Annotated in this window: 21 protein-coding genes; 19 read left to right on the top strand and 2 right to left on the bottom strand. The window is 38.0% G+C overall.

The genetic code is table 11. The features are described 5' to 3' along the window. Positions 1-4: 4 nt before the first annotated feature. Positions 5-1,390 carry a RagB/SusD family nutrient uptake outer membrane protein gene (locus tag G525_RS0112500; protein WP_027126469.1) on the bottom strand — a complete coding sequence of 462 codons (1,386 nt, stop codon included), beginning with the start codon at positions 1,388-1,390 and terminating at the stop codon, positions 5-7. A gap of 19 nt (positions 1,391-1,409) precedes the next feature. Then, the gene (locus G525_RS20935; RefSeq protein WP_084647759.1) at positions 1,410-4,409 is read right to left on the bottom strand and encodes a SusC/RagA family TonB-linked outer membrane protein; all 3,000 of its coding nucleotides are present in this window, start codon (positions 4,407-4,409) and stop codon (positions 1,410-1,412) included. Positions 4,410-5,221: 812 nt separating this feature from the next. Between G525_RS20935 and G525_RS0112515 the strand changes: the two genes are divergently transcribed. From G525_RS0112515 to G525_RS0112605, 19 genes are all read left to right on the top strand, one after another. Further along, complete coding sequence (locus G525_RS0112515; RefSeq protein WP_027126471.1) at positions 5,222-5,524, top strand: hypothetical protein; 303 nt, start codon at positions 5,222-5,224, stop codon at positions 5,522-5,524. Positions 5,525-5,967: 443 nt separating this feature from the next. Further along, a complete protein-coding gene (locus tag G525_RS0112520) occupies positions 5,968-6,900 on the top strand; it encodes an NAD-dependent epimerase/dehydratase family protein (RefSeq protein ID WP_027126472.1) in 933 nt (310 codons plus the stop codon). Between the two features lie 54 nt (positions 6,901-6,954). Continuing rightward, on the top strand, positions 6,955-7,815 hold the full coding sequence (locus tag G525_RS0112525; protein ID WP_027126473.1) for an ABC transporter permease: 861 nt from the start codon (positions 6,955-6,957) through the stop codon (positions 7,813-7,815). Between the two features lie 128 nt (positions 7,816-7,943). After that, the gene (locus tag G525_RS0112530; protein ID WP_027126474.1) at positions 7,944-9,236 is read left to right on the top strand and encodes an ABC transporter ATP-binding protein; all 1,293 of its coding nucleotides are present in this window, start codon (positions 7,944-7,946) and stop codon (positions 9,234-9,236) included. Next, positions 9,229-9,888 carry a class I SAM-dependent methyltransferase gene (locus tag G525_RS20940; protein ID WP_051209922.1) on the top strand — a complete coding sequence of 220 codons (660 nt, stop codon included), beginning with the start codon at positions 9,229-9,231 and terminating at the stop codon, positions 9,886-9,888. Before G525_RS0112530 ends, G525_RS20940 begins: the two co-directional genes overlap by 8 nt. Further along, positions 9,881-10,792 (top strand): glycosyltransferase family 2 protein, encoded by a 912-nt coding sequence (locus tag G525_RS20945; protein ID WP_035479636.1) that lies wholly within the window; start codon positions 9,881-9,883, stop codon positions 10,790-10,792. The genes G525_RS20940 and G525_RS20945 overlap by 8 nt, the downstream gene beginning before the upstream one ends. A 17-nt stretch (positions 10,793-10,809) precedes the next feature. Continuing rightward, on the top strand, positions 10,810-11,721 hold the full coding sequence (locus G525_RS21775) for a glycosyltransferase family 2 protein (RefSeq protein WP_157491937.1): 912 nt from the start codon (positions 10,810-10,812) through the stop codon (positions 11,719-11,721). A gap of 39 nt (positions 11,722-11,760) precedes the next feature. Beyond that, positions 11,761-12,603: a glycosyltransferase family 2 protein gene (locus G525_RS0112550; RefSeq protein ID WP_027126475.1), complete on the top strand. Its 843-nt coding sequence runs from the start codon at positions 11,761-11,763 to the stop codon at positions 12,601-12,603. Between the two features lie 6 nt (positions 12,604-12,609). Then, positions 12,610-13,521, top strand: coding sequence for a glycosyltransferase family 2 protein (locus G525_RS0112555; RefSeq protein ID WP_035479638.1), 912 nt, complete (start codon positions 12,610-12,612; stop codon positions 13,519-13,521). 48 nt (positions 13,522-13,569) lie between these two features. Further along, entirely contained in the window at positions 13,570-14,574 is a 1,005-nt protein-coding gene (locus G525_RS0112560) for an N-acetylneuraminate synthase family protein (RefSeq protein WP_027126477.1), read from the top strand. A gap of 226 nt (positions 14,575-14,800) precedes the next feature. Continuing rightward, positions 14,801-15,958 (top strand): UDP-N-acetylglucosamine 2-epimerase, encoded by a 1,158-nt coding sequence (neuC, locus tag G525_RS0112565; RefSeq protein WP_027126478.1) that lies wholly within the window; start codon positions 14,801-14,803, stop codon positions 15,956-15,958. After that, on the top strand, positions 15,958-16,659 hold the full coding sequence (locus G525_RS0112570) for an acylneuraminate cytidylyltransferase family protein (RefSeq protein WP_027126479.1): 702 nt from the start codon (positions 15,958-15,960) through the stop codon (positions 16,657-16,659). Before neuC ends, G525_RS0112570 begins: the two co-directional genes overlap by 1 nt. A 19-nt stretch (positions 16,660-16,678) precedes the next feature. Beyond that, complete coding sequence (locus tag G525_RS20955; protein ID WP_035479639.1) at positions 16,679-18,085, top strand: hypothetical protein; 1,407 nt, start codon at positions 16,679-16,681, stop codon at positions 18,083-18,085. Beyond that, positions 18,082-19,230: a glycosyltransferase family 4 protein gene (locus G525_RS0112580; protein WP_027126480.1), complete on the top strand. Its 1,149-nt coding sequence runs from the start codon at positions 18,082-18,084 to the stop codon at positions 19,228-19,230. The genes G525_RS20955 and G525_RS0112580 overlap by 4 nt, the downstream gene beginning before the upstream one ends. Continuing rightward, positions 19,227-20,051: an FkbM family methyltransferase gene (locus G525_RS0112585; protein WP_027126481.1), complete on the top strand. Its 825-nt coding sequence runs from the start codon at positions 19,227-19,229 to the stop codon at positions 20,049-20,051. Before G525_RS0112580 ends, G525_RS0112585 begins: the two co-directional genes overlap by 4 nt. Positions 20,052-20,054: 3 nt before the next feature. After that, positions 20,055-21,596 carry a glycosyltransferase family 2 protein gene (locus G525_RS0112590; RefSeq protein ID WP_027126482.1) on the top strand — a complete coding sequence of 514 codons (1,542 nt, stop codon included), beginning with the start codon at positions 20,055-20,057 and terminating at the stop codon, positions 21,594-21,596. Continuing rightward, the gene (locus G525_RS0112595) at positions 21,597-22,592 is read left to right on the top strand and encodes a glycosyltransferase family 2 protein (protein WP_027126483.1); all 996 of its coding nucleotides are present in this window, start codon (positions 21,597-21,599) and stop codon (positions 22,590-22,592) included. Beyond that, positions 22,589-23,725 (top strand): glycosyltransferase, encoded by a 1,137-nt coding sequence (locus G525_RS0112600; RefSeq protein WP_027126484.1) that lies wholly within the window; start codon positions 22,589-22,591, stop codon positions 23,723-23,725. The genes G525_RS0112595 and G525_RS0112600 overlap by 4 nt, the downstream gene beginning before the upstream one ends. A gap of 204 nt (positions 23,726-23,929) precedes the next feature. After that, positions 23,930-25,003 (top strand): glycosyltransferase, encoded by a 1,074-nt coding sequence (locus G525_RS0112605; RefSeq protein ID WP_027126485.1) that lies wholly within the window; start codon positions 23,930-23,932, stop codon positions 25,001-25,003. Position 25,004: the final 1 nt, after the last annotated feature.

The following is a 25,004-nucleotide window of genomic DNA, read 5'->3' on the forward strand; positions in this document are numbered from 1 at the left end:
ATTGTTAATATCCTGCATTTTGAGGCAGTAGATTTGGATTGAGCAATAGTTCAGAATCTGGCAGAGGCCACAAGATATCAGTAGCATCCCAGCCTTGCTTTGTAGGAGTTAACGTCGTATTAAAGCGCCCCGTGCGTTTTAAATCGAAAAAGCGGTGTCCCAATTCGCTGAAAAACTCGATACGACGTTCTTTTATTGTAGCGTTTAGAAGTTCATGTTTAGTTTCAGCTGAAGTATTCGATAATGAAGCGCGATTACGAACTTTATTGATATCATTTCTTGCACCTTCCAATTCGCCTAAGTGGGCTTGCGCCTCTGCTCTTATTAGGTAAAGTTCTTCTATACGAAACATTATGGAATATTCACTTGATTCCCCGTCCGTTACAATTTGTTTGTATTTATAGGGATAGTACCAAATGTTTTCTTCGCTTTTGACATGTCCTGTCCAGACTTCTTTACGTAAATCTTCGGGTTCAAAAGCATCCATTAGCACGTTGCTCAATGCGCGATTGGGAGGTGGAGCTAATGTAAAAATGAAGCTTTGAGCTTCATAGGTTGGAAGCCCTTCTTGATTACGCATGAGTTGCCAAATGGTTCCTGAGCTATTTTTTGAGAAGACACTTTCAAGCGATTCTATCCAAACGAGACTTTCTGAATTGATAACCGCATTTGCTTCATTTTTAGCATCCTCCCAATTTTCATGGTATAAATGTATTCTAGCTAAAAGTGATTTGACAGCATTGTACGAAGGACGCAATTTTAAAGGGCTTGGAGTTTTGGAAGCTAAAAGTAGTTTAGCTTCTTCTAAGTCGGCAATTAATAAACTATATATTTCAGGGGTTGTCGATTTGTTTACTTTTGAATTTATTGTATAATTAGTTGTAGTGATATAAGGTATTTCACCAAATATATTGTTAAGGTAAAAATGGATAAATGCTCTTGTGAAGAGAGCTTCACCCAATATGCGCTCTTTATCATTTATAGGAATAGCTGTTGAGCTCTTAAGTCTTTCAAATACAGCGTTAGTTGCATAAATTAAGTTATAGCTTCCATTCCAAATGGACGTTACAGACGCATTGAAACTGGTAAGATTATTTTGAAAGAAGACGAACTCTGGAATACCGGTATTATAAGTTTGTAATTCATCTGAATAACTTCCTAGTAATATTGAAACGCCTTTATTGTTTCCACAAACCAAGGTGTTGTTTGATAGTTCACTGTAAATATTTGAAACTGCTGCTTCTGCGGAACTAATGTCATTAAACACTGTTTCTCCAGTTAACTGGGAATCTGGCACATCAATTTCAATAAAATCTTCACAATTTAGGAGTGTTATTCCGTTGATTATAAGTATTATATAGGCGAAGTTTAATTTTGTTATAGTTTTCATAATGTCGTATTAAATAAGGTTAAAAATTTAAATCTAAACCAAATGTAAAGATGCGTAAAGGAGGCAGCCTTACAGACTGGTTTTCTGGGTCAGGACCATTATATTTGGTAATTGTCAATAGATTTTGTCCTCGAATGTTGACACTAGACTCCACAATTGAGGAAAATGATTTTGGCAAAGTATAGGATATAGAAAAGTTTTTTAGCCTTACAAATGAAGCATCGCTAAACGCTGCATCGCTAGTAGTAAATCTATTATACGCTGTAGTTATATTTGCATTTATTCCTGTTGAATATGGTTGTATGTTGCTTTCATCTCCAACAGCTGACCACGCATTATTAAACTCCACTGACAAGTTGCTCGCAACACCAGGCAAATCCCCTAAATAATTATTGTTCCTTCCCAGTTGCTGGGTAAACTGGAATAGAAAATCAAATTGCCAATTTTTATAATTGATATTATTTTGAAATCCGCCGAAGAATTTTGGGGCGCTGCTAATTATTTTTTTTCTATCATTTGCAGAGGTGAGTAGACCGTCCCCATCTACATCTTCAAATTCATAAATGCCAGTTTGAGGATTCATACCTGTATAATGATAGACTTTGGTTATATCTAAAGGCTCTCCAATTATAAACTTATTCCGATAAGTGGAACCTTCTAAATTAGGAAAGGCAATTAGCTTATTTTTTGGAACAGTGAAATTTAGAAAAGTTGTCCAATTTAAATTATCACTACGAACTATTCTACCTTGCATTTCAAATTCCCAACCTATGTTTTGTACAGTAGCATCTAAATTTGCTGTTACGAGAGGGAATCCTGTTGTACCGGGTAGCGGAATTCCGACTAATTGATTTGAAGAGCGGTTTTGATAGTGTGCTATAGAGAGCATTAACCTGTCATTGAAAGCTCCTAATTCAATGGCTAGCTCCATTTTTTTATTAGTTTCCCAACTGAAATTGGGATTAAATAATCGGGTTGGTTTCAGTCCAGTATTTCCTTGGTAGTTTAACCCCGATAAACTATATGTATCTAAAAATTGATAATCTCCAATTTGATCACTACCGGTAGTTCCATAACTTCCTCTCAATTTCCCGTAACTCAGCCAGCTTTTATTTTGATTAAATATATGTTCCTCTGAAAAGAGCCATGCAGCGCCCAGAGCCCAAAAATTAGCGAATTGTTTTCCAGGTCCGAAACGACTAGATCCATCTCTGCGTCCAGTAAAGTTTAGAAAATATTTGTTAGCCCTAGCATAGTTAAAACGTCCGAAAACAGCATTATAACGGTACTCAGTATTATTTGTTCCTAATGCCGAAATATTTGAAGCTGCTGCTAAATTTTTTATTAAGTTATTGTTGGAAATGCCCCGAGCGTATAATCCGTTTTGTTTTCTAGTTCTATTCTGAAAAGTAGTTCCAATTAAAGCATTTACTGTTCCAGATAAAATAGTTTTATGAAATACTATTTGAGGTTCAATATTCCAGGATTGCATTTTAGCGTCATTTAAGGTAAGAGAGGATTCTTTACTACTTAAACCATAAGATGGGTCATAGATGGTATGAGGAGAGGCTTTAGATTCTTGAAGTTGAGAATCGGAAAAGCCTAGTCCTAATTTGAGCGACCATTCTTTTGATGGCTGGTATTGTAGCATCGCGTTTGAAATTAAATTATTATTTTGAGCCAAGTATTTTTCATTTATATAACGATAAGGATTATCCCAAGTAGAATTTTCCCAATTAAGAGTGCCGTCAGAATTAAATGGTTCGGGAGCATTTGGCGCTAGAGTATAGGCCTGTCTAGTGAGGTCTGTTGCTAACAAATCATTCGTGTCAGCTAAATAATTGCTGGATAGTAGTAATTCAAATTTTTGATCGGTAGAACTGTGATTGATGTTAAAGCTTACCGATTTTTTACTGAATTCAAAATCACCGGGAAATACAGTTGTCTCTTTGTAGTGAGTCCCACTTAGCAAAAAGCTGGTATTTTCTGCCCCACCAGAGAATGTTGCTTGAGTGCTATTGGTATATGCTGTTCCGCCAATAAGTTCTTTTTGCCAATCAGTATATTTATTTCTATCCCAAGTGCCGTTGATATCATAAGCATAAAAAGGGATTTCAGTAAAGCCGTCATTTATAAAAGCTTGCTCACGGACGATTAGGTATTGCTGGGTATTCATTAATTTAAGTTTTCTTGAAACACTGCCAATGCCAGAATAGCTGTTGATATTTAATTTTGTCTTACCAGGTTTTCCTTTTTTCGAGGTAATGAGCACCACACCATTTGAGCCACGAGATCCATAAATGGCTGTTGCATCTGCGTCTTTTAACACTTCTATACTTTCTATATCTTTTGGATTGAGACTGTTTAATGGATTAATACCGTAGCCAGTAAGAACAGCTCCTGATATTAACGTGCTTCCAAGATTTTCTGTGCCAAATGGAATGCCATCAACCAGATATAATGGTGTATTACCATCCGCTCTTAAACTATTCGTGCCTCTAATTTGAATATTAAACGCACCACCTGGTACTCCAGTAGATTGTGTTATATTTACTCCTGCCATTTTTCCTTGCAAGGCTGCCATTGGATTGCTAATAGGTTGCGTCTCAATCTCCTTGGCGGTTATACGTGCAATACTTCCCGTTTTTTCGCGATCTGTAGTAGTATAGTAACCAGCGTTAATTTGCACCTCTCCTAAAGCGGTCGCATCTTCTTGCAATGCAACATCAATAGTGGTACGGTTTTGTATGGGGATAGTAAGTGTAGTATAACCCAAATAGGAGACCAGAAGGGTGTCTGTTGGTTTGGCGGTAATGCTGTAGCGCCCGTCAAAATCTGATACTACACCATTTTTGGTGTTTTTAATAAGAATATTTGCGCCTGAGATGGGCAAGTGGCCATCGGTAACTTTGCCAGTGACCAACAGATCCTGAGCCATGATGGGCAAAGTGAAGATTAAGAAAAGAAGATTACAGCTAAAAATGCGCCGCCATCTTACTGATTTATGATTATTTATCATAGTTTTGTATTGGTTAATGGTTTGTAACTATTTAACTTGTAGACCTGCTCAACTGTCGTCGAAAACTGGGAGCGGGTCTTTTTTTGCTAGAAGCTAGGAGCTAGGAGCTAGGAGTTGAGGATTGATTTATTTCACAGGCATATTGTTTAAATTTAATTTTAATAGCAGTTAAGAATTAAAGGGAAGTAGGCCGTTGTTTTGTTTTTAGGGATCTCCAACCTACAACGGCCCTTTCCCAGGACTAATTCTACTACTCGTTTTCACTATAATTAAGGGTGCTGCTACTAATCCTTAAGGTTGGAGATATTCAGTTTAAAATTGATTATGTCATATAATTCTGCTATGTGCTTCGTTCAGAACTCCTGATGATATTGCTTTTTTGTTAATGTTTATTTTTTCAGACTATGTATAGACACTTATAATTATTAAATGAATAATAGCATATCACATTTATATCTGCTTATTGCAGATCTAAGAGGTTTTGTAAGTGGAGTGTCCGATCCGATGGCTGATGCCAGTAGATTACCCTGACGTTTGGTAACGAGAAGGCGTGGGACTCAACTTACTGCATAAGAGGTACTGGCATACCATACCACAATAAGCGAGCCCACGCCCGGGTCGTGAGCATCTTGCTTATCCTCTCGTGGTTTTAAAAACGCCAGTTTTCTTATGCGAGGTTCAAAGCGTATGCTTCTAATAACTTTCTTTAGAAGAAACGCAAATATATTATATATCGCTTCAAATATACTAAAATAAATCAACTGAGCACGATGATGCTCAAAATAAATTAATAATTTATCTTCTTTTGTAATATGTCCTTAGAGAAATCAGATAAAAGTAAGAATCCAAAAAAGGTTTATTTGGCTGATAAATATATTTGCAATTATATTTCTGAGGAGTTGTTTGATTCAAAATTATCTTTAAGGGAACTGGGGCGTATCCATGGAATTCATCAGCATGTTGTTTCAAAAATAAATCAAACAAATGGATATAAGATACCGTTTTCCACAGTTATAATTATATGTTTTTATAGAGGAATTGAGCTTTCTAGTTTCCTTAAATCATTAGAGAAAAAATATGATCAAAAGTTGGATGATAGTTATATAGAAGAATGAATTAAGTGTATTCCAATTTAATAATTAGAATTATTCGTTCTTGTCATAGCTTTGAACTTTGTATTATAATTTCCCTTTTCTTTATCTCCGTTGCACTGCTGTAAATTATTAGGCCAACCGGCTTATTCAAACTCCCCTTTCTTTACCTCCGTTGCACTACGGTAAATTCATTCCCCTCTTTTTCCAAAGAGGGGAGCCGGATTGTTAGTATATATCTAATCTTGGAATTTATTTACTAAACACGTCACTTCTAGTTGGCTTAATATAAAATATTTGTCAAGTTAAATAACCACACTTAATTAACTAGCCAAAATGGAGAGCTTATTTTAAACTTCAATTTTATAACTATTTAGAACACGTAGTTCCGTCTATTTTTTTATATTCGTTTTTTGATTCCAGATGGGTTAATGATAAATGGACATCTTTAATACTCAATATATAATATGACTAATTTCTTGATCACTGGTGGTGCTGGTAATATTGGTAGTGCCTTGGCTACTCAATTGGCTAAAACCGAGAGTTACAACATTACCATTGTCGATAATCTGTCTACTGGGCATGTCAACAAAATACCAAAAGCTGCCAACGTAAGTTTTATCAATGCCGATGTCAATATCTATAATGATATCCATCCCGTTTTTGAGCGTTTTGACTTTGATTACGTATTTCACTTTGCAGCAGTTGTTGGGGTAAAGCGTACTTTAGAGCATCCCATTGGTGTATTAGAGGATATTGAAGGGATTAAGAATGTTTTAGCCCTTTCAAAAGATTCAAACGTGAAGCGTGTGTTTTTTTCCAGTTCGTCTGAAGTTTATGGCGAACCTTTTGAAATCCCGCAAAATGAAAACACCACGCCTCTCAATTCGCGGTTGCCCTATGCCATTGTTAAAAATGTTGGCGAAGCCTTTTTTAGGTCTTACGAAAAGGAATACGGTCTGCCTTATACTATTTTTCGATTCTTTAATACCTATGGGCCGCATCAGAGCCTGGACTTTGTGGTGCCTAAATTCTTAAAAGCTGCTTTGGCAGGAAAGCCTATAGAAATTCATGGTGATGGTCTACAGACCCGTTCGTTCTGTTATATTGATGACACTATTGCCACTTGTATTGAAACCCTGCATGAGGACTATAAGAACAGTGTGTTGAACGTGGGGAATGATCGTGAAATGACCGTTTTAGAACTTGCCAAAGAAATCATTCAAGTGACAGGGTCTCAGTCTGAAATAATCCATTTACCGGCTCTTACAGAGGGTGATATGAGACGCCGTTGTCCTGATGTCACCAAAATGAAGGCCATTTTACATCGGGAATTGACCACCTTGCACGAAGGTTTACTTCAAATGGTCGATTTTTATAAGTCACAATCAAAAAGTTAGCTACAACTCCATATTTTCTTTTATATTAGCTCAGTAAAAAATGTTTTTTTTCTCATGACACCACAAGATCAATGGTTGTACACCATTTCTTCAAAACATAAACTTATTGACCTTAATTTTAAGGAAATCTGGCGTTATCGGGATTTGCTGATTCTTTTTGTGAAGCGGGATATTGTTACGGTCTATAAACAAACTATTTTAGGGCCCTTATGGTATATTATCCAACCCTTGTTCACATCGGTTATTTTTACCTTAATATTCAATAACCTCGGACAGATTTCAACTGATGGGGTGCCCCCGTTTCTATTTAATTTAGCAGGCATTACTGCATGGAATTATTTTAGGGAATGCCTCACAGGAACTTCCAGTACCTTTACAACCAATCAAAGCATTTTTGGGAAAGTATATTTCCCAAGGGTCATTATGCCCATGTCCATTACCATTTCAAATCTTTTAAAGTTTGGAATTCAAATGGGCATTTTTATCGGATTTTATAGCTATTATGCATTTCAGGGGCAGACTTTGGGCTTTAATAACCATATTTTTTTACTCCCTGTTTATATTGTGATGATGGCGCTCTTGGGTTTGGGTTTGGGCATGATTATTTCCTCCATGACCACCAAATATAGAGATTTAACGGTTCTTGTTAGTTTTGGCGTGCAGTTATTGATGTATGTTTCTGCGGTGCCTTATCCTGTCAGTGAAGCAAAAGCAAAGTTTCCAAGTGCGGTGGCAGTTTTTGTAGAATACAATCCCTTAACCCAAATTATTGAAGGGTTCAGATACATGCTTTTAAATACAGGCACCTTCAGTTGGTCAGGTTTTGGATATACTTTTGTAATTAGTATCGTGTTGTTCTTAGTAGGTTTAATAATCTTCAATAAAACGGAGAAGTCGTTTATAGATACGGTTTAGTTTTGAGGTAGTAAGCTTGAGGTATTAGTGGTGAGAGGGTAGAGGTGAGTATTTGAGAGGTGAGAGGATAGTTTTGAGAATAGAAAAAAGAGGTTAGAAAACAGATAACCGAATATCGATAACAGAAAATGAGCATCATTTTAAAAGCCGAAAATATTAGCAAGCAATACCGATTAGGTTCTGTAGGTACAGGCACCATCAGTCATGACTTGAACCGATGGTGGGCTGGGATTCGCGGGAAAGAGGATCCTTATTTAAAAGTGGGTTCTGTGAATGATAGAAGCATAAAAGCGGATAGTAACTACGTATGGGCATTACAAGACATCAACTTTGAAGTACAGCGCGGTGAAGTATTGGGTATTATCGGTAAAAACGGTGCCGGGAAGTCAACGTTGTTAAAAATTCTATCCCGGGTCACCACCCCCACCACAGGCGAAATCAAGACCAAAGGCCGTATTGCCTCACTTTTGGAAGTAGGTACCGGGTTCCACCCAGAAATGACCGGCCGTGAAAATGTTTATTTGAATGGTGCTATTTTGGGAATGACCAAAAAAGAAATCACCAGTAAATTGGACGAGATAATTGCTTTTTCTGGTTGCGAACGTTATATTGACACACCTGTCAAACGCTATTCTTCGGGGATGACGGTGCGCTTGGCCTTTGCGGTCGCCGCACATTTAGAGCCTGATATTTTGGTGATCGATGAGGTGCTGGCGGTGGGGGATGCCGAGTTCCAGAAGAAAGCCATTGGGAAAATGCAGGATATTAGCAAAGGAGAGGGACGGACGGTGTTGTTTGTGAGTCATAATATGGCGGCGGTAAAAAGTTTGTGTACTCGGGCGATTGTTTTGGAGCATGGGGCGATTGTTTTTGAAGGAAAGGTGGATGATGCGGTTGATTTTTATATTTCAGAAGCAAACGCTATTGGTCACAAAGAGGTTTATTTTAATAAATCGCATCGAAGAGGAATTACAGATCATAGGCTTTCGATGATTAAAATAATAGCAAAAAACGAGAAAACAACGATTAGAGGAGCTCTTAAATTTGATATTTATTTTGAAGTATATCAGAATATACAGAAGGCAGTTTGCTTAACTGGGTCAATATGTGCTCTTGACGATACCGCTATTGGATCGTTTTTTACTCAAAACATGATTTTAAAGGAAGGAAAACATATTGTTGAGCTAGAATTGCCGAACCATAATTTATCTGTTGGAGTATATTATTTAAACCTTTCTATTTCCAAAGGGAGTGTCGAAAACTCTAATTTGGAGAGAATGGATCATGCGTATCAAGCGATAGCTTTTGAAATTTTACAAATGGAAGACGATGGCGATTATATTTCCAACTGGAATGGCAGTTGGGGAAATTTATTTTTCCAATCCCATATCAACCTAACAACTATTGAATATAATGTCTGAATATAATAGTTCTTATATTGGTTTGCGCCCTGATTTAATTAAATACATCCCTGTAGGAAATCATATCGTGTTGGATGTTGGATGCGCTTTGGGAGTTAATGGCAGATATTTATTAGAACATCATAAAGCAAAAGAGGTTTATGGTGTTGAGTATGACAATGATATGGCCAAAGAAGCTGCTCAGCATAATACAAAAGTGTGGCGTGGAGATTTAAACAAATGTGCTTTTCTCGACGAGATTATGAGTAAATCATCAACTTTTGATTATATTCTATTTGGTGATGTTTTAGAGCATTTATACGATCCATATTATGTTTTAAAGCACCTGGTCTCAAAACTAAAACCGAATGGTCAGGTGATTATCTCTCTTCCAAATATAGCTCATATCGAATTGTTCATTCAAATTTATATTAAAGGCACATGGCCAAGAAATGAGAGAGGCATATTTGATAAGACTCATTTGCGTTGGTTTACAAGAAAAGATGTTTATAGCTTGGTATCCTCTGCAAACCTAAAGGTTTTAACTTATGAACGTAAATACAGATCTCGTGATGCCATGGGGTCAAAATTTAATTGGAAGGCTAAAGTTTTGAAATTTTTAAATAAAGATTTGGTGACTTTTCAACATATTATAGTGTGTCAACATGCCTAAAACTTATATCATAATTGTAACCTATAACGGCATGCCATGGCTAAAAAAATGTCTAGATAGCTGTGCGGCCTACGCTGTAATTATAGTTGACAATGCTTCCACAGATATAACCGTTTCTTTTATTGAAACCAATTATCCAGATGTTACAATATTTAGGCAAGCAGATAATTTAGGTTTCGGTCAAGCCAACAATATTGGCATTCGTTATGCATTGGATCAAGGTGCAGAACATGTGTTTTTATTGAATCAGGACGCGTATTTAGTGGATTCAGTTTTAGATGAATTGGTTGTCTTTCAAAAACAACATTCTAACTATGGTGTTTTAAGCCCAATTCATATAACAGGTGATCAAAAAAAGCTAGATAACAACTTTTCTAATTTTATGCTCAAAGAAAAAACGGGTCAGTTTTATTCTGACTTTGTTTTGGGAAATAACTTGGCTGCTGTTTATGAAGTGCCTTTTATCAATGCAGCTGCCTGGTTAATTTCTCGCAAATGTTTGGAAACCGTTGGAGGATTTGACCCCTTGTTTTTTCATTATGGAGAAGATGAGAATTATTGTCAGCGAGTTGTATTTCATGATCTTAAAATTGGAGTATTGCCACAATGTTATGTTATTCACGATAGAGAATATCGTCAAAAAAATAAATCAAGAATGTTTAGCAAAGCATACTATAATATGGCTGAAATATCGTATAAAATAAAACTGGCGAACATATTGCTACCGTTTACAATAAAAAAAAGTATAAGAATAGTCGAACGAGGAGTTTTTAAGATGTTTATACAATTAAGAATAAAAAAAGCTTATGGTTTTTCAAAAGAATTTATCCTTTTGAAAAGCATCTGTAAAGATATTGAAGAAAGTAGAAAAAGAAACTTGTCAAAAGGATCTCATTATTTATAGGATTAAATTTTTTAAAGGTGTCAAATAAACATTTAGTCTCAATAATAATTCCAACATTTAATCGAGCAAGCATGCTTCTTGAGACTCTTGATAGTGTTTTGAATCAAACATATTCTAATTGGGAATGTATTGTGGTGGACGACGGAAGTACTGATGAAACATCTCATTTGATTAAAGAATATTGCCTTAAAGATGCGCGATTTCAGTATCACCACAGGCCAAAGAATAGATTAAAAGGGGGGAATGCAGCACGCAATTATGGGTTTGAAATGAGTAAAGGCGATTATGTAAATTGGTTTGATAGTGATGATATTATGTTGCCTAATAAAATAGAATTAAAGTTGCAATTGTTGTTAAATTCATCTTGTGACTTTGTGGTTTGCAAAGGTGCGATATATGAAAATTTACCAGCAATTGATCCCATTCCGTGGCCATTACATCTAGGAGGTAATATTATATTCAATCATGTGTGTGGTCGCATTGCTTTTGTCACCAATGGACCTTTGTTTAAAAAAGATTTTTTATTGCAAAACATGCCTCTATATAATGAAAGTCTTCTGATTAGACAGGAGTGGGAGTTTTTTAATAGATTATTGATAACCAAACCCAAAATAGAAGTTATTAAAAAACCTTTGTATTTATTTAGAATGTCACAATCAGGTATTAGAAGAGGGAGGGATGTTTTAAAGATAAAATGTAAAATTGAGGCAGAACGATTAACATTTTTAAATTTGAAAAATAAAAATTGCTTAAACAATTTTGAGGATTATCAATATCGTAAGATAATGATAAGACGATGCATAACTTTCTACAGTGCCTTTCAAAGTAAAGATAGGTTCAAGGAACTTTTTTTTACTTTGAGTACAATTTTTTTAGCAATTGATTTCAACTTCTTAAAAACACACTTACAAGAAAAGTACAAATCATAATATGACAAAGATCTAAATATAAAATTACCTATTGAGAACATGAATAACTTTTTTTTAGTCATACCCACACGAGATAGAATAGATTTTTTATCTAATTTGCTTTTAGATCTGAATGAATTCTGTAATCATATTTCGCATGTTGTAATTGTAGATCAAAGTATAATAAAAAATGATGTTCATATTTCATCTTTAAACTTAAAATATAAATATACCATTTTTGAAAATGATAGAAAGTTTTCCGTCAACCATTCAAGAAATTTGGCGTTACGTGCATATAAAAATGAAGAATGGTTGTTTTTTCTAGACGATGACTTACGTATTCCCGCATTTGCATTTAATCAAATAGTTCAGGAGTTAGCCCCCAAAATCATTGATGTCCTAATTCCTGGTATCATTAGAAATGATCTATACACGAAGAAATTCGAATATGATTCCATTTTTGAAACACTTGCGAAACCGCATGACTTTTCAAAAAGTAGATTTCGTCTACAAGTAAGTTCTGGATTAAATATTGTGAACGCTGATGTTTTTAAAGAGGCAGGTTTTTATTTTGACGAAAACTTTACAATTTGGGGTGATGATTGGGATTACGGCTTGCGTTTATTAAAGGCCGGGGCAATTATATATTACCAGCCTAAAATACTTGTTGAACATCTTGACACTTATTCAGGTGGTCAGAGAGATAAATCCAAGAGCATGGACGTTAAGCTAGAAAAGAGTAAACTCTATTTCTATTTAATACATAAGCATTTTTCTAAAACTGCTTTTAAGAGAGAATATTATCTAATTCTATTGCAAAGTCTAAAGTTGTTTGCAAAGGGTAACTTTAGAGAATTAAGAACACATTTGAAAGCATATAATCTTTTTAAGAAAATGATTTAAATCACTATGGATTTTATTAAGGATTCAATATCCATCCTGATTTCGACTAAAAATCGATTGGAAGATTTAAAAAAAACTTTAAATAATATTAATCATCTTATTGGTCGAAATGATGTGATCTGTGTTATTTATGACGATGGGTCGACAGATGGAACATCAGCCTATATTTCTGAGTACTATCCTGATATTATACTTTATATCAATATCGTTTCAAAAGGATATATCTACTGCAGAAATAAAATGCTTAATGCGGTTACAACTGAATTCGCTATTTCTGTTGATGATGATGCTCATTTTATAACGGAGAACCCATTGGGTTTAATAACTGAGTTTTTTGATAAAAATCCTAGGGTAGGACTTCTGGGTTTTAGAGTATATTGGTCAAAGAATGAAATTTTTAATCACTTCACTACAGAAATACCTGTCAGAATGCAAAGTTTTGTTGGTTGTGCACATGTTTGGCGGATGCAAGCTTGGAAAGATATTGCCGATTATCCTGAATGGTTCATTTTTTATGGAGAAGAAAATTTTGCGTCCTACGAATTATTTAAACAAAAATGGGAAATATATTATTTGCCAGAAGTATTAGTACAGCATCGCGTTGACTTACATGAAAGAAAAAACAAAGGAGACTTTGGTTTACGTCAGAGACGGTCATTATGTTCAGGATGGAGTTTATTTTTTTTATTTATTCCTTTCTCTAAAATACCTCGATTAATGGCTTATACCATTTGGATGCAATTGAAGCTGAAAGTTTTTAAAGGTGACATTACGGCTTTAAAATCAATTTTTTTAGGTCTGATAGATCTCGCGGTAAAAATGCCTAAGAATTTGACTCATCGGAATGCTTTAACTGAGAAAGAGTATATTGCCTATAAATCAATTGAGGAGGCAAAAATTTATTGGAAACCAGAATAAATTCGGACTAGATATATTAATCTCCTAATCTTTTAATTCATAGTTGAAATGGTTCAACCTTTTATAATAGCCGAAATCGCCCAAGCCCACGACGGCAGTCTGGGGATGGCACATGCTTATATTGACGCGGTGGCCAAAACAGGATGCCAGGCCATCAAATTCCAGACCCATATTGCCGAGGCTGAAAGCAGCATCCATGAACCTTTTAGGGTACAGTTTTCCAAACAGGACGCCACCCGTTTTGACTATTGGAAACGTATGGAGTTTACTTTAGAGCAATGGAAAGGTTTAAAACAGCATTGCGATGAGGTGGGGCTTGAGTTTATAAGTTCCCCTTTTAGTAATGCTGCGGTCGATCTGTTGGAACAGGTGGGGGTCAAACGCTATAAGATTGGGTCTGGAGAAGTCACTAATTTGCTGTTATTGGAAAAAATTGCCCAAACAGGTAAACCCGTGATTGTATCGTCGGGCATGAGTTCTTTAAGGGAACTTGATAAAACGGTGGCTTTTTTAACCGAGCGCAACGTGGACGTTTCCATCTTGCAGTGCACCACGGCTTATCCGACAAGTCCTGAAGAGTACGGCCTCAATGTGATCCAGGAACTAAAAGCGAGATATGGCCTGCCCGTGGGGTTTTCGGACCATTCGTCCTCCATTGAAGCGTGTATTGCCGCCGTGGCGCTGGGCGCTGAACTTTTAGAGTTTCACGTGGTGTTTGATAAGGACATGTTTGGGCCCGATGCCAAAGCTTCCTTAAATTTCACTGAAGCCACCCAATTGGTCAAAGCCGTTTCCAATATCTCGACGGCCTTGTCCCATCCCACTGACAAGGAGAACACAACACAATTTTCAGATCTTAAACAGATCTTTGAAAAATCGCTGGCGGTCAATAAAAATTTGAGAAAGGGAGCTGTGGTTCAGTTTTCTGATCTGGAGAGCAAAAAGCCTAAAGGGTTTGGGATTGATGCGTCCTTATTTGGGGAAGTGGTGGGGAAACGTTTAAAACATGATCTATCGAAATGGGCGTTTCTAAATTGGGGGGATTTGGAATGATGGGTTGTGATGATTGGATTATTTAATGGGTTTGGGATAGGGATTTTATCGATTTCACGGATTGTTGGCGGATTAGAAAGTGGACATGGATTTATCGGGTTTTCCTTGTTGTTTTGTTTTTGGAGTATGTCTTTAAGAAAAATAATTTAAAAGTACATTTTGGTCAATCATTTCTTAAAAATCTATAAAATTTGTATTATTACGGATTGAAAGTACCAAACCATTTATGACCAACCGAAAAATAGCTGTTGTCGTAACGGCAAGACCATCTTACAGTCGTGTCAAAACGGTATTAAAGGCCATTCAGGACCACCCGAATTTGGAATTACAGCTTATCGTGGCTGCTTCGGCCTTGTTGGAGCGCTACGGGTCTGCCGTTAATTATATTGAAGCGGATGGCTTCACTATTGCGGCCAAGGTATTCAATGTATTGGAGGGCGAAAACCTCACCGCTGCCGCCAAGACCACTGGCATAGGCATTTTGGAATTGTCCACCGTATTTGATAATCTAAAACCGGATATTGTGGTCACCGTGGCCGATCGGTTTGAAACCATGGCTACCGCCATTGCCGCCAGCTATATGAATATTCCCCTGGCGCATATTCAGGGCGGGGAGGTGACGGGCAACATTGATGAAAAAGTACGGCACGCCATTACCAAATTGGCCGATTACCATTTTGTGGCTTCGGAAGCGGCAAAAACCCGGGTGCTCAAATTAGGGGAGCAACCCGATTATGTGTTTAACACCGGATGTCCTTCCATCGATATCGCCAAGCTCATATCGAAATCAGACAGCTTAAATTTCAATCCCTATACCCGATACGGTGGGGTGGGGGCCCAACCCGACTTGTCCAACGGATATGTGGTGGTGATGCAACATCCGGTGACCACCGAATACAAGGATTCTAGGCGTCATATAGAAGAAACCTTGGAGGTGGTCAGCCAATTGACTTTACCGGTATTGTGGTTTTGGCCCAATGTGGATGCCGGTGCCGACGGGACTTCTTCGGGCATCCGTGCCTACAGGGAGCATCATGATCTACAACACATCCATTTTTTTAAAAACATGACCGGCGATGATTTTTTGACGCTCCTAAATCAGTCCGTCTGTTTGATTGGCAACAGTAGTGTGGGCATCAGGGAATGTGCCTATTTGGGGGTGCCGGTGGTTAATATCGGGACGCGGCAGCACCGTCGGGAACGAGGTGCGAACGTTATTGATGTACCTTACCAACGGGAGGCTATCTATAACGCCATTCAGCAACAGCTCAACACTAAAAAAACGGCTCCATCTTTAGTATATGGCGATGGTAATGCGGGAGAGAAGATTGCGGCGCATTTGGAGCGTTTGCCACTTCAGTTCCATAAAACGATTATGTATTGATGAACATATTGGGTCTTATACCAGCACGCGGCGGATCAAAAGGTGTTCCCGGAAAGAACATTAAACTTTTGGGAGATAAGCCTTTATTGCAATACACTACGGATATAGCAAAAGCTTCAAAGCGTTTGTCCAAGGTTGTGGTGAGTTCCGACGATGATCACATCATTGGTGTTGCAAAGGCTTTAGGCGTAGAGGCACCCTTTAAAAGACCGGCTCATTTGGCGGAAGATACCACACCAACCCTTCAAGTAATCCTGCATACCCTTGATTTTTATGCATCCCGAAACGAGTTTTTTGATGCGGTGTGTCTGTTGCAAGTAACGGCACCCTTTAGAACCGTAGCGTTTATGGATCGTGCTATCGAACAGTTTATTGAAAAGAGAACGGATTCCTTGATTTCTGTTTTGGAAGTTCCCCATGAATTTAATCCGCATTGGCTTTTTGAAGCGGACGAAAATCAAATACTGCACATTGCAACCGGCGAAAAAGAAATCATCACCCGCAGGCAGGAGTTACCAAAAGCTTTTTATAGAGATGGTAGCATTTATATTACCAAGACGGAAGTTCTTCAACACCAAGCGTCATTATACGGAGAAAGCACGGCTTACATCCAAGCATCAAAAGAATTTTATGTTAATATAGATACGCAAGCCGATTGGGAAAGAGCCGAACAAATGGCGGAGATTTTTAATAACTCATAATGTATAAATTGACTTTCCCATGGTGAAGCAAAAGAAAATCCTTTTTATAATCCCTGACGGGGTGAGTTTAAGGAACTTTGTTTATACCTCTTTTTATCAAGAAGCCCAATCGACTGGCATCACGATAGTTTTTTTAAACCTGACCAGTTTTTCATTGGCGACTTTGGGATTAGATGAGGTGGTGCCTCAACCCATTAAACAACACCCATTGACGGACAGTTTTAAGAATGCCAAAAAACGCATAGAACTGAACCAATTCATCAAACGGTTTAAGGATCCCGTGTACCAGAAGTATTGGTTTGATCTGTCGTACCGAAATTTTTCTGCGGTAGTAAAAAGCAGCATTACCCAACTCTTGGTGACCATTTTAAATTCGGCTAAAGGATTAGGCATTTTAAGAAAGCAAATTCGATTCTTGGAGCGTCAAACCTCCTATTACACGTCCTGTAAAGAAATTTTGGAAACTCTGCAGCCCGATTTGGTCTATTGTGCAAGCCAGCGTTCCATCTTGGCCATAGCGCCAATTGAAGCCGCAAAGGCCCTTGGCATCCCGACCATAGGATTTGTGTATTCATGGGATAATTTGCCAAAATCCATGGTGGATGTTGAAACCGATCATTACCACGTATGGAGCGACCACATGCAGCAAGAACTATTGACTTATTATCCTTTTGTGCGTCGTGATCAAATTACCGTGACGGGAACTCCACAGTTTGAACCTCATTATAATTCAGTTTCCATACCGTCAAGAGATGGCTTTTATGCACAACATGGACTAAATCTGGCCAAAGACTATATTTGTTTTAGCGGTGATGATATAACGACCTCCCCACAAGATCCTCTGTATTTGCGGGACGTGGCACGAGCAGTGAGGACAATGAATACGAATAATGACAGGTTGGGAATTCTTTTTAGACGGTGTCCGGTGGATTTTAGCGATCGTTTTGATGCGGTCCTCAAGGAATTTGAAGATGTCATTATACCGATTTCGCCTTTATGGAAGTCGGTGGGTGAGGGATGGAACACCAAATTGCCGACCAAAGCAGATACCGTTTTATTGGCAACTATGGCAACGCATTGTAAGGCAGTGTTCAATCTGGGGTCTTCAATGGTCTTTGACTTTGCCATCCATAACAAACCCTGCGGTTATATGAATTATCGTTATAATACTGAATCCATGTCTGAAAAAGGCGTACATGTTTACGATTACGTGCATTTTAGATCGATGCCAAACTCTGATGCTGTTTTTTGGATCGATTCACCACAAATGATTTCGGAGTCGATTGAGAGGATGTTGAAGGACAGTTCAGAGGTGGTATCCCATGCCCAAGCTTGGTTTGAACATATTAATAAAGCACCTTTTCATGAAACATCTTCGCGTATCGTGACCAATATTTCCCAACGACTTCAAAAACCTGGAGTATGAGGTCCGTTGCTTTTATTACTTCAGAATATCCGCACCCCAAAGTAAAACATGCTGCTGGGATCGGCACCAGTATAAAAAATTTAGCAGAAGCGCTTGCGGAAAAAGGACTAGCGGTGCACGTATTTGTTTACCATCAGGATACCGATGACATCATCAATGATGCCAGGGTAACGTTGCATTTGATCAGCTCCAAAAAGTTTAGGATAGCCCAATGGTTTTTCTATAGAAAACACATCCAGAATCATGTCAATAAAGCCATAGTACGGTATCAAATTCAGATCGTCGAAGCACCCGACTGGACAGGCATTACGGCCTTTATGAAGTTTAAGGTGCCTTTGGTCATTCGTTTGCACGGGACGGATGCCTATTTTTGCCATCTCGAAAAGAGACCTCAAAAGTTTAAAAATTTTATGTTTGAAAAATTAGCCTTAAATGGGGCTAAAGGCTTTATAGCTCCTACCAATTATGCAGGCCAATTGACCGCTGGGATTTTTAGTTTGAGAAATGATACCATTACAACCATCCACCATGGATTGAAAATGGAAGATTTTGAGAATAATGCGCCAGCTGTTTTTAAAAGAAATACAATTCTTTATATTGGTACAATTATCAGAAAAAAAGGCGTTTTGGAACTTGCGCAGATATTCAATAAAGTGTTGGAAGTTAATGAAGAGGCGGAGTTGGTGTTAATCGGTAGTGATGCTCCAGATATCCAAATAGGAACAGGTTCAACCTATGCCTTAATGGAGCAGCATTTTTCAGAAAAGGCAAAACGACGTGTGCGCTATTTGGGGAGAGTAGCTTATAACGAAGTACAAGAGCATATAAAAAATGCCCATGTGTGTGTGTTTCCGTCTTTTGCTGAGACCCTTGGTATGGTGACCATTGAGTCGATGGCACTGAAAAAACCGGTCGTTAATACCAATATCGGATGGGCGAAAGAGCTGATAGACGACGGGAGAAATGGTTTTCTGGAACATCCTTCTAATTTTAAGCAATATGCTGAAAAGATAGAGATGTTATTGAAGGATGAAACCCTATGCCAGCAAATGGGAGAGGCAGCTCGAAAAAAAGTGGAGCTCCAATTTGATATTATTAAACAGGCTCAAACAACCTTAGAGTATTACAACACGATAGTACTATGACTTTAAAAAAATCGATTAAGAAAACGATTAGTAGGTTATTGCCCAAGGGCATTTTCAAGGAAAAATTGAAGATGTTTTGGTATAATGCTCTGGCTAGCAAGTCCATTAAATATAAACTTATTGAAAAAAAGAATTCCAACTTAATCTATGAAACTATATATGAAGGTTTGAATTTATTTACATATGAACCCTTGTACACTATCACTCCTGATTTTGATAATTATCAGCACTTTTATAAAATAAAATCAGGAGACGTTGTTATTGACGGAGGTGCCAATGTAGGTATCTTGTCATTGCTATTCTTGATGAAAGTTGGAGATAAAGGTTATGTTCATAGTTTTGAACCAGACCAATATAATATAGACAAGTTAAAGGCTAACTTTTCTTTAAATAACTGTTCAGATAATTATAGAATCCACAACGAGTTAATGTGGAATGAAGAAACTGAAATTGATTTTCAGGAATCAGGAACTGTTGCGTCTTCGGCATTATGGTTTTCAGGAACCGATGGTATAGTAAAAAAGAAAACAACATCCCTTGATACATGGGAAAAGATAAATAAGCTAGAGCGGTTGGATTTTATAAAGTTGGACATTGAAGGAGCTGAAATACAAGCTATTGAGGGTTGTTTAGCGTTAATTGAAAAATATGAACCCAACTTTGCAATTGCGTCTTATCATATAGTTGACGGGAAACCCACATATTTGATGTTGGAGAATTTTTTTAAGAGCATTAATTATCCATGTTTAACGAAAAGATTTGGAGGTTATGAAATCATCACTTTTGCTGGATCACATGTAGCCAATCATTTTAAAAATTAAAATATGATTGTTTTATTCCATAAAAATGATAAATGTATCAGAGCTTTTGATTTAGATTCCGAATTGGACATTATTATAGACGAATATGATATGATCAAATGTTTTTTTGATCTTGCGTCAAAGTTTGAAAACCGATTTGTTATCTGGTGTCATTTAGATATGGAACCGTTTGTTTTATTTAAAAATATAAGTAATTTATGTAGTCATAAACTTGTGATGGCTTCTTATAATAATCAAGAAGAAAATTATTTACCTCAAGAAATTGGTTATGTGGACAGTTCTCCTTTTGCTAACCCCAAAAAAGAGGTGACATATCCCACTTGGATGATGAGTAGTTGTGTTGGTGTTATCCATTCTGAAGTTTTAAGAGCTTTCAATGCTAAAATGTTTAAAGATGAATCTTTTGATTATTTATTGAACTCCATTGCTAAACGAGGACAATCAAAAGGTCTCTTTTGTTATTCTGCACCTCAATTTTTAAATGGTAATGCACCTCAATTAAATATAAATAAAGCGTCTGTTTTTGAGGTTTTTAAATTTGTAAAACAACATTTCAAAACCCGTTGGACTGCAATTTTATTGTTCAATTTCTTTATTTATGAAAATAAACTGTTTGTTCTACCATTTTTAAAGTCGCTATTAACTTCAAAAAAATGCTTGCATTTGGAATTAGCTCATATAGAGAATTCGACTCAAGCGAAAAGTAATGAATTGAATTATGATGTCATCATTCCAACTATTGGTCGAAGATCCTATTTATATGATGTTTTAAAAGATTTGGCAAACCAAACGTTAATACCTAAAAATGTTATCATTATTGAACAAAATCCAATTATTGGTAGTGTTTCAGATTTAGATTATTTACAAAATGAAACGTGGCCATTTGTAGTTAAACATCAATTTATTCAGCAGACCGGAGCCTGTAACTCAAGAAATCTAGCACTAAAGGACGTGGTTTCTGAATATGTATTCATGGCAGATGACGACATAAGATGTAAGCCATATGTCATAGAAAACGCTTTCCTAACCATGGTTACATACAACTTTAAGGCAGCTACTTTAAGCTGCCTACAAGAAGGACAAAAAGACACTGTTAAAAACACTATGCAATGGTTTACATTTGGTTCCGGCTGCAGTATGGTGAATTCAGCCATAGCAAAGAAACTTGAATTTGATACGGCATTTGAATTTGGTTTTGGAGAAGATAGTGATTTTGGAATGCAGTTACGTAATCATGGCTGTGATATTGCTTATCTACCTTTTTCACAATTACTCCATTTAAAAGCCCCTGTGGGCGGTTTTAGAAACATAAATAAACAGGCATGGACAGAAGACACCTTACAACCCAAGCCATCTCCTACAGTTATGCTTTACAATTTAAAACATCAAACATTGCAACAACAAAAAGGTTATAAGACACTTTTATTTATTAAGTTCTTTAACAGACAACCTATTAAAAATCCTTTTTCATATTTTAAGCAGATGATAGCTCGCTGGAACCGAAGCGTATTTTGGGCAGAACAATTAATGAATAAAACTCAATAAATGAATTTTTCGCTCATCATCTGCACCTACATGCGTCCAGATGCCTTGTTAAACTTATTGGATTCAGTGAAAGTTCAGTCCCTTTATCCTAATGAAATTTTAATCATCGATGGGTCGCCCACTACAGAAACTGAACAACGTTTAAAACTGAATAGCTTTAAAAATTTAAGCTATTATAAAGTTGAGGCTCAGCATCTGGGGCTGACCAAACAACGTAATTACGGGATTTCAAAGGTCGACCAACAATCAGAAGTCATTTGTTTTTTGGATGATGATACCATTTTGGAAGTCGATTATTTTGAACAAATGGTAAATACTTATGACTGTTATCCCAATGCGTTGGGCGTTGGGGGCTATATTACCAATGAAGTAGAGTGGCAAAAGACAGAGGGAAACAACACCTCAAAACGGTTTTATTATGACGGTTGGATGCGTAGTGAACCTTTACGATTTAGGGTGCGACACTGGTTTGGGCTCCATCCAGATACTCCACCTTGTTATTTGCCCACCTTTTCCCATGGACGTTCGGTCAGTTTTTTGCCTCCATCAGGAAAGATCTACCCCGCTGAACTGTTTATGGGCGGCGTATCGTCTTATAAAAGATCAGTTTTTGACAGTTTATCTTTTTCTACCTATTTTGAAGGCTATGGCTTATATGAGGATGCTGATTTTTGTCTGCGACTGGCTAAAAAAGGGGCATTATACGTTAACACCGCGGCCAGGCTGGAACATCATCACGATCAACTGGGACGTCCAAATAAATACCACTATGGAAAAATGGTAATCAGAAATGGTTGGTATATTTGGAGGGTAAAATATTCTGACCCTTCTTGGAAAGCGCTACTTAAATGGCATTTAACGGCTATTTTACTTTTAAAGTTGACTTTTTTGGGCGTGTTGACCCAAAAGGATAAAATGGGAGCTTTTAATGAAGGTCTCGGCCGATGCGTTGGCTGGTGGAGTCTATTTTTCAACAAACAAAAACTGACATTATGAAACTCGCAATATTCACCTTAGTTCAACACAGTTTTAAGGATGGTCGTTACTATGGCTATGCTCCTTATGTGAATGAAATGAATCTCTGGGGCAAGTATGTGGAGGAAGTGGTCGTGGTGGGAACCAAGAAACCAATTAACGCCGTTGATGATTTGGATACAGCCTATCAGCATCCCCACCTGAAATTTGTACCCGTCCCTAATTTCAATATTCTGGGAATTATGGATACCTTTAAAACACTGATTAAATTACCCTATATTTTTGTGAAATGTGTCCAAGTCATGCGCCAAGCAGATCATATCCATTTGAGATGTCCTGCCAATGTGAGTTTGGTGGCTTGTTTTGCACAGATTTTTTTTCCCAATAAAAAAAAATCCACCAAATATGCCGGCAATTGGGATCCCAATAGCAATCAGCCTTGGACCTATCGCTTGCAGCAAGCCATCTTGCGCAATACGTTTTTGACCCGTAATATGCAGGTGCTGGTATATGGCGAATGGCCCAATGAAACCACGAATATCCATCCGTTTATTTCGGCAACCTATTATGAAGATGAAAAAGTAGCCTTCAACCCCAAAGATTATACCCAAACCTTAAGTTTTGTATTCGCAGGGGCCTTGGTTGTGGGGAAACGACCCCTGTTGACCATTCAAATTATTGAGCGTTTGCACCACAAGGGCATCCCTGTGCTGCTGCACATGTACGGCGACGGCCTCTTGATGCCGGAACTGCAAGAGTATGTTAAAACCAACGGTTTGGAAAGCGTGGTGGTTTTATATGGCAATCAGGATAAGCGTGTGGTGAAAGCTTCATTGGTGGAAGCCCATTTTAATATCCTTCCATCCAAAAGTGAAGGTTGGCCCAAGGCCGTCGCCGAAGGGATGTTTTTTGGCTGTATCCCCATTGCCACCCCAGTCTCTTGCGTGGGCTGGATGCTCGGGGAGGGGTCACGGGGCATCTTGATAGAGGCTGAATTGGAAGCGGCGGTGGAGCGGATTGTGACTGCCGTAACCACTTCCGATCTGGATGCCATGGCGAAAGCTGCTTTAACTTGGTCGCAACAATACACCTTTGATCGGTTGGAGGCGGATATTGGGAGGGTGCTTGCGGGGAGTTATAGGTGTGAGGTGTGAGGGATGAGGGATGCGGTTTGAGGGTTGCGAGTTGCGATCAAAAGGGCAAATCCTAGATCAGCGTCATTGCGAGACGCGACCAAAGGAACGTCGCGGCAATCTGTTCAATGGGAAGCCTTTAAAAGTATGGACAGCACTTTTAAAAAATAGCAAGCTAACATCCCCATAACGCTAAGAATAACCACTAAAACAAAAGAAAAAAGCATGCGCATATTACAACTCATAGACAGTTTGGAAGCCGGAGGGGCGGAGCGCATGGCGGTCAACATCGCCAACCTGCTTTCTGGGACCATTGACCGTTCTTATATTTGCGCGACCCGGCAGGAAGGGTTGTTGAAAGCATCCATCAAGCCGGAGGTGTCCTATTTGTTTTTGAATAAGCAGCGTAAGATTGACGTGTCCGCCATTAATAACCTAAACCACTATATCCGAAAGGAACAGATTGATATCATCCATGCCCATTCCACATCTTTTTTTATGGCCACGCTCATGAAATGGCAGCATCCCAATTTAAAAATCGTGTGGCACGACCATTATGGAAATAGTGCCTTTTTGGAACACCGCCACTTTGCCGTGCTGAAATTTTGTTCCCGTTATTTTGCATTGATCTTAAGTGTGAACCGGGATTTGGAAACCTGGGCAAATACCCATCTGAAATGTAAAAAAGTGGCCTATCTGCCAAATTTTGCCATCCGGGAAACAGAAAGCACGCCCGTCACGCAACTCAAGGGAAATTCCGGAAAGCGACTCTTGTGTTTGGCAAATTTAAGGCCCCAAAAGAATCACCATACGCTGTTGCAGGCGTTTAAATTGGTCCTTCAGCAACATCCTGATTGGACCCTGCATTGTGTGGGCCAAGATTTTAAAGACGCCTATGCTGAATCGTTATTTCAGTTGGTGAAAACCTTGGGGTTGGAATGTCAGGTGTTTTTTTACGGCAGTTGTCAGGATACCAGCGCCATTATTCAGCAGGTGGATATTGGAGTCTTGTCCTCAGTATCAGAAGGGTTGCCCTTAGCGTTACTGGAATATGGCTTGGGCGGATTGCCCATCGTAGCAACCCAGGTTGGCGATTGCAGCAGCGTATTGCCCGTAGCATGCCAGCAATTTTTGGTCGCACCCAACCATCCCGAACTATTAGCGAAACAAATAATGGTGTTGATGTCTGATGAAGCGCTCCGCCGTCGTACGGGGACATTGATACATGGGCATGTTTTGGAGTATTTTTCGGCAAGTGCGGTAGAGGATAAATTGACCGCCTTGTATTCCCAACTCTAAA

It is taken from the genome of Gelidibacter mesophilus DSM 14095, from assembly GCF_000423005.1.
GTDB classification, from domain to species: domain Bacteria; phylum Bacteroidota; class Bacteroidia; order Flavobacteriales; family Flavobacteriaceae; genus Gelidibacter; species Gelidibacter mesophilus.

Bases quoted from the DNA above. Each gene is read 5' to 3' on its own strand.
- G525_RS0112515 (WP_027126471.1), top strand. From the start codon at position 5,222: ATGTCCTTAGAGAAATCAGATAAAAGTAAGAATCCAAAAAAGGTTTAT.
- G525_RS20940 (WP_051209922.1), top strand. From the start codon at position 9,229: ATGTCTGAATATAATAGTTCTTATATTGGTTTGCGCCCTGATTTAATT.
- G525_RS0112555 (WP_035479638.1), top strand. From the start codon at position 12,610: ATGGATTTTATTAAGGATTCAATATCCATCCTGATTTCGACTAAAAAT.
- G525_RS20935 (WP_084647759.1), bottom strand. From the start codon at position 4,409: ATGATAAATAATCATAAATCAGTAAGATGGCGGCGCATTTTTAGCTGT.
- G525_RS0112585 (WP_027126481.1), top strand. From the start codon at position 19,227: ATGACTTTAAAAAAATCGATTAAGAAAACGATTAGTAGGTTATTGCCC.
- neuC (WP_027126478.1), top strand. From the start codon at position 14,801: ATGACCAACCGAAAAATAGCTGTTGTCGTAACGGCAAGACCATCTTAC.
- G525_RS20945 (WP_035479636.1), top strand. From the start codon at position 9,881: ATGCCTAAAACTTATATCATAATTGTAACCTATAACGGCATGCCATGG.
- G525_RS0112600 (WP_027126484.1), top strand. From the start codon at position 22,589: ATGAAACTCGCAATATTCACCTTAGTTCAACACAGTTTTAAGGATGGT.
- G525_RS0112500 (WP_027126469.1), bottom strand. From the start codon at position 1,390: ATGAAAACTATAACAAAATTAAACTTCGCCTATATAATACTTATAATC.
- G525_RS0112525 (WP_027126473.1), top strand. From the start codon at position 6,955: ATGACACCACAAGATCAATGGTTGTACACCATTTCTTCAAAACATAAA.
- G525_RS0112570 (WP_027126479.1), top strand. From the start codon at position 15,958: ATGAACATATTGGGTCTTATACCAGCACGCGGCGGATCAAAAGGTGTT.
- G525_RS0112590 (WP_027126482.1), top strand. From the start codon at position 20,055: ATGATTGTTTTATTCCATAAAAATGATAAATGTATCAGAGCTTTTGAT.
- G525_RS0112560 (WP_027126477.1), top strand. From the start codon at position 13,570: ATGGTTCAACCTTTTATAATAGCCGAAATCGCCCAAGCCCACGACGGC.
- G525_RS0112520 (WP_027126472.1), top strand. From the start codon at position 5,968: ATGACTAATTTCTTGATCACTGGTGGTGCTGGTAATATTGGTAGTGCC.
- G525_RS0112595 (WP_027126483.1), top strand. From the start codon at position 21,597: ATGAATTTTTCGCTCATCATCTGCACCTACATGCGTCCAGATGCCTTG.
- G525_RS20955 (WP_035479639.1), top strand. From the start codon at position 16,679: ATGGTGAAGCAAAAGAAAATCCTTTTTATAATCCCTGACGGGGTGAGT.
- G525_RS0112550 (WP_027126475.1), top strand. From the start codon at position 11,761: ATGAATAACTTTTTTTTAGTCATACCCACACGAGATAGAATAGATTTT.
- G525_RS0112580 (WP_027126480.1), top strand. From the start codon at position 18,082: ATGAGGTCCGTTGCTTTTATTACTTCAGAATATCCGCACCCCAAAGTA.
- G525_RS0112605 (WP_027126485.1), top strand. From the start codon at position 23,930: ATGCGCATATTACAACTCATAGACAGTTTGGAAGCCGGAGGGGCGGAG.
- G525_RS0112530 (WP_027126474.1), top strand. From the start codon at position 7,944: ATGAGCATCATTTTAAAAGCCGAAAATATTAGCAAGCAATACCGATTA.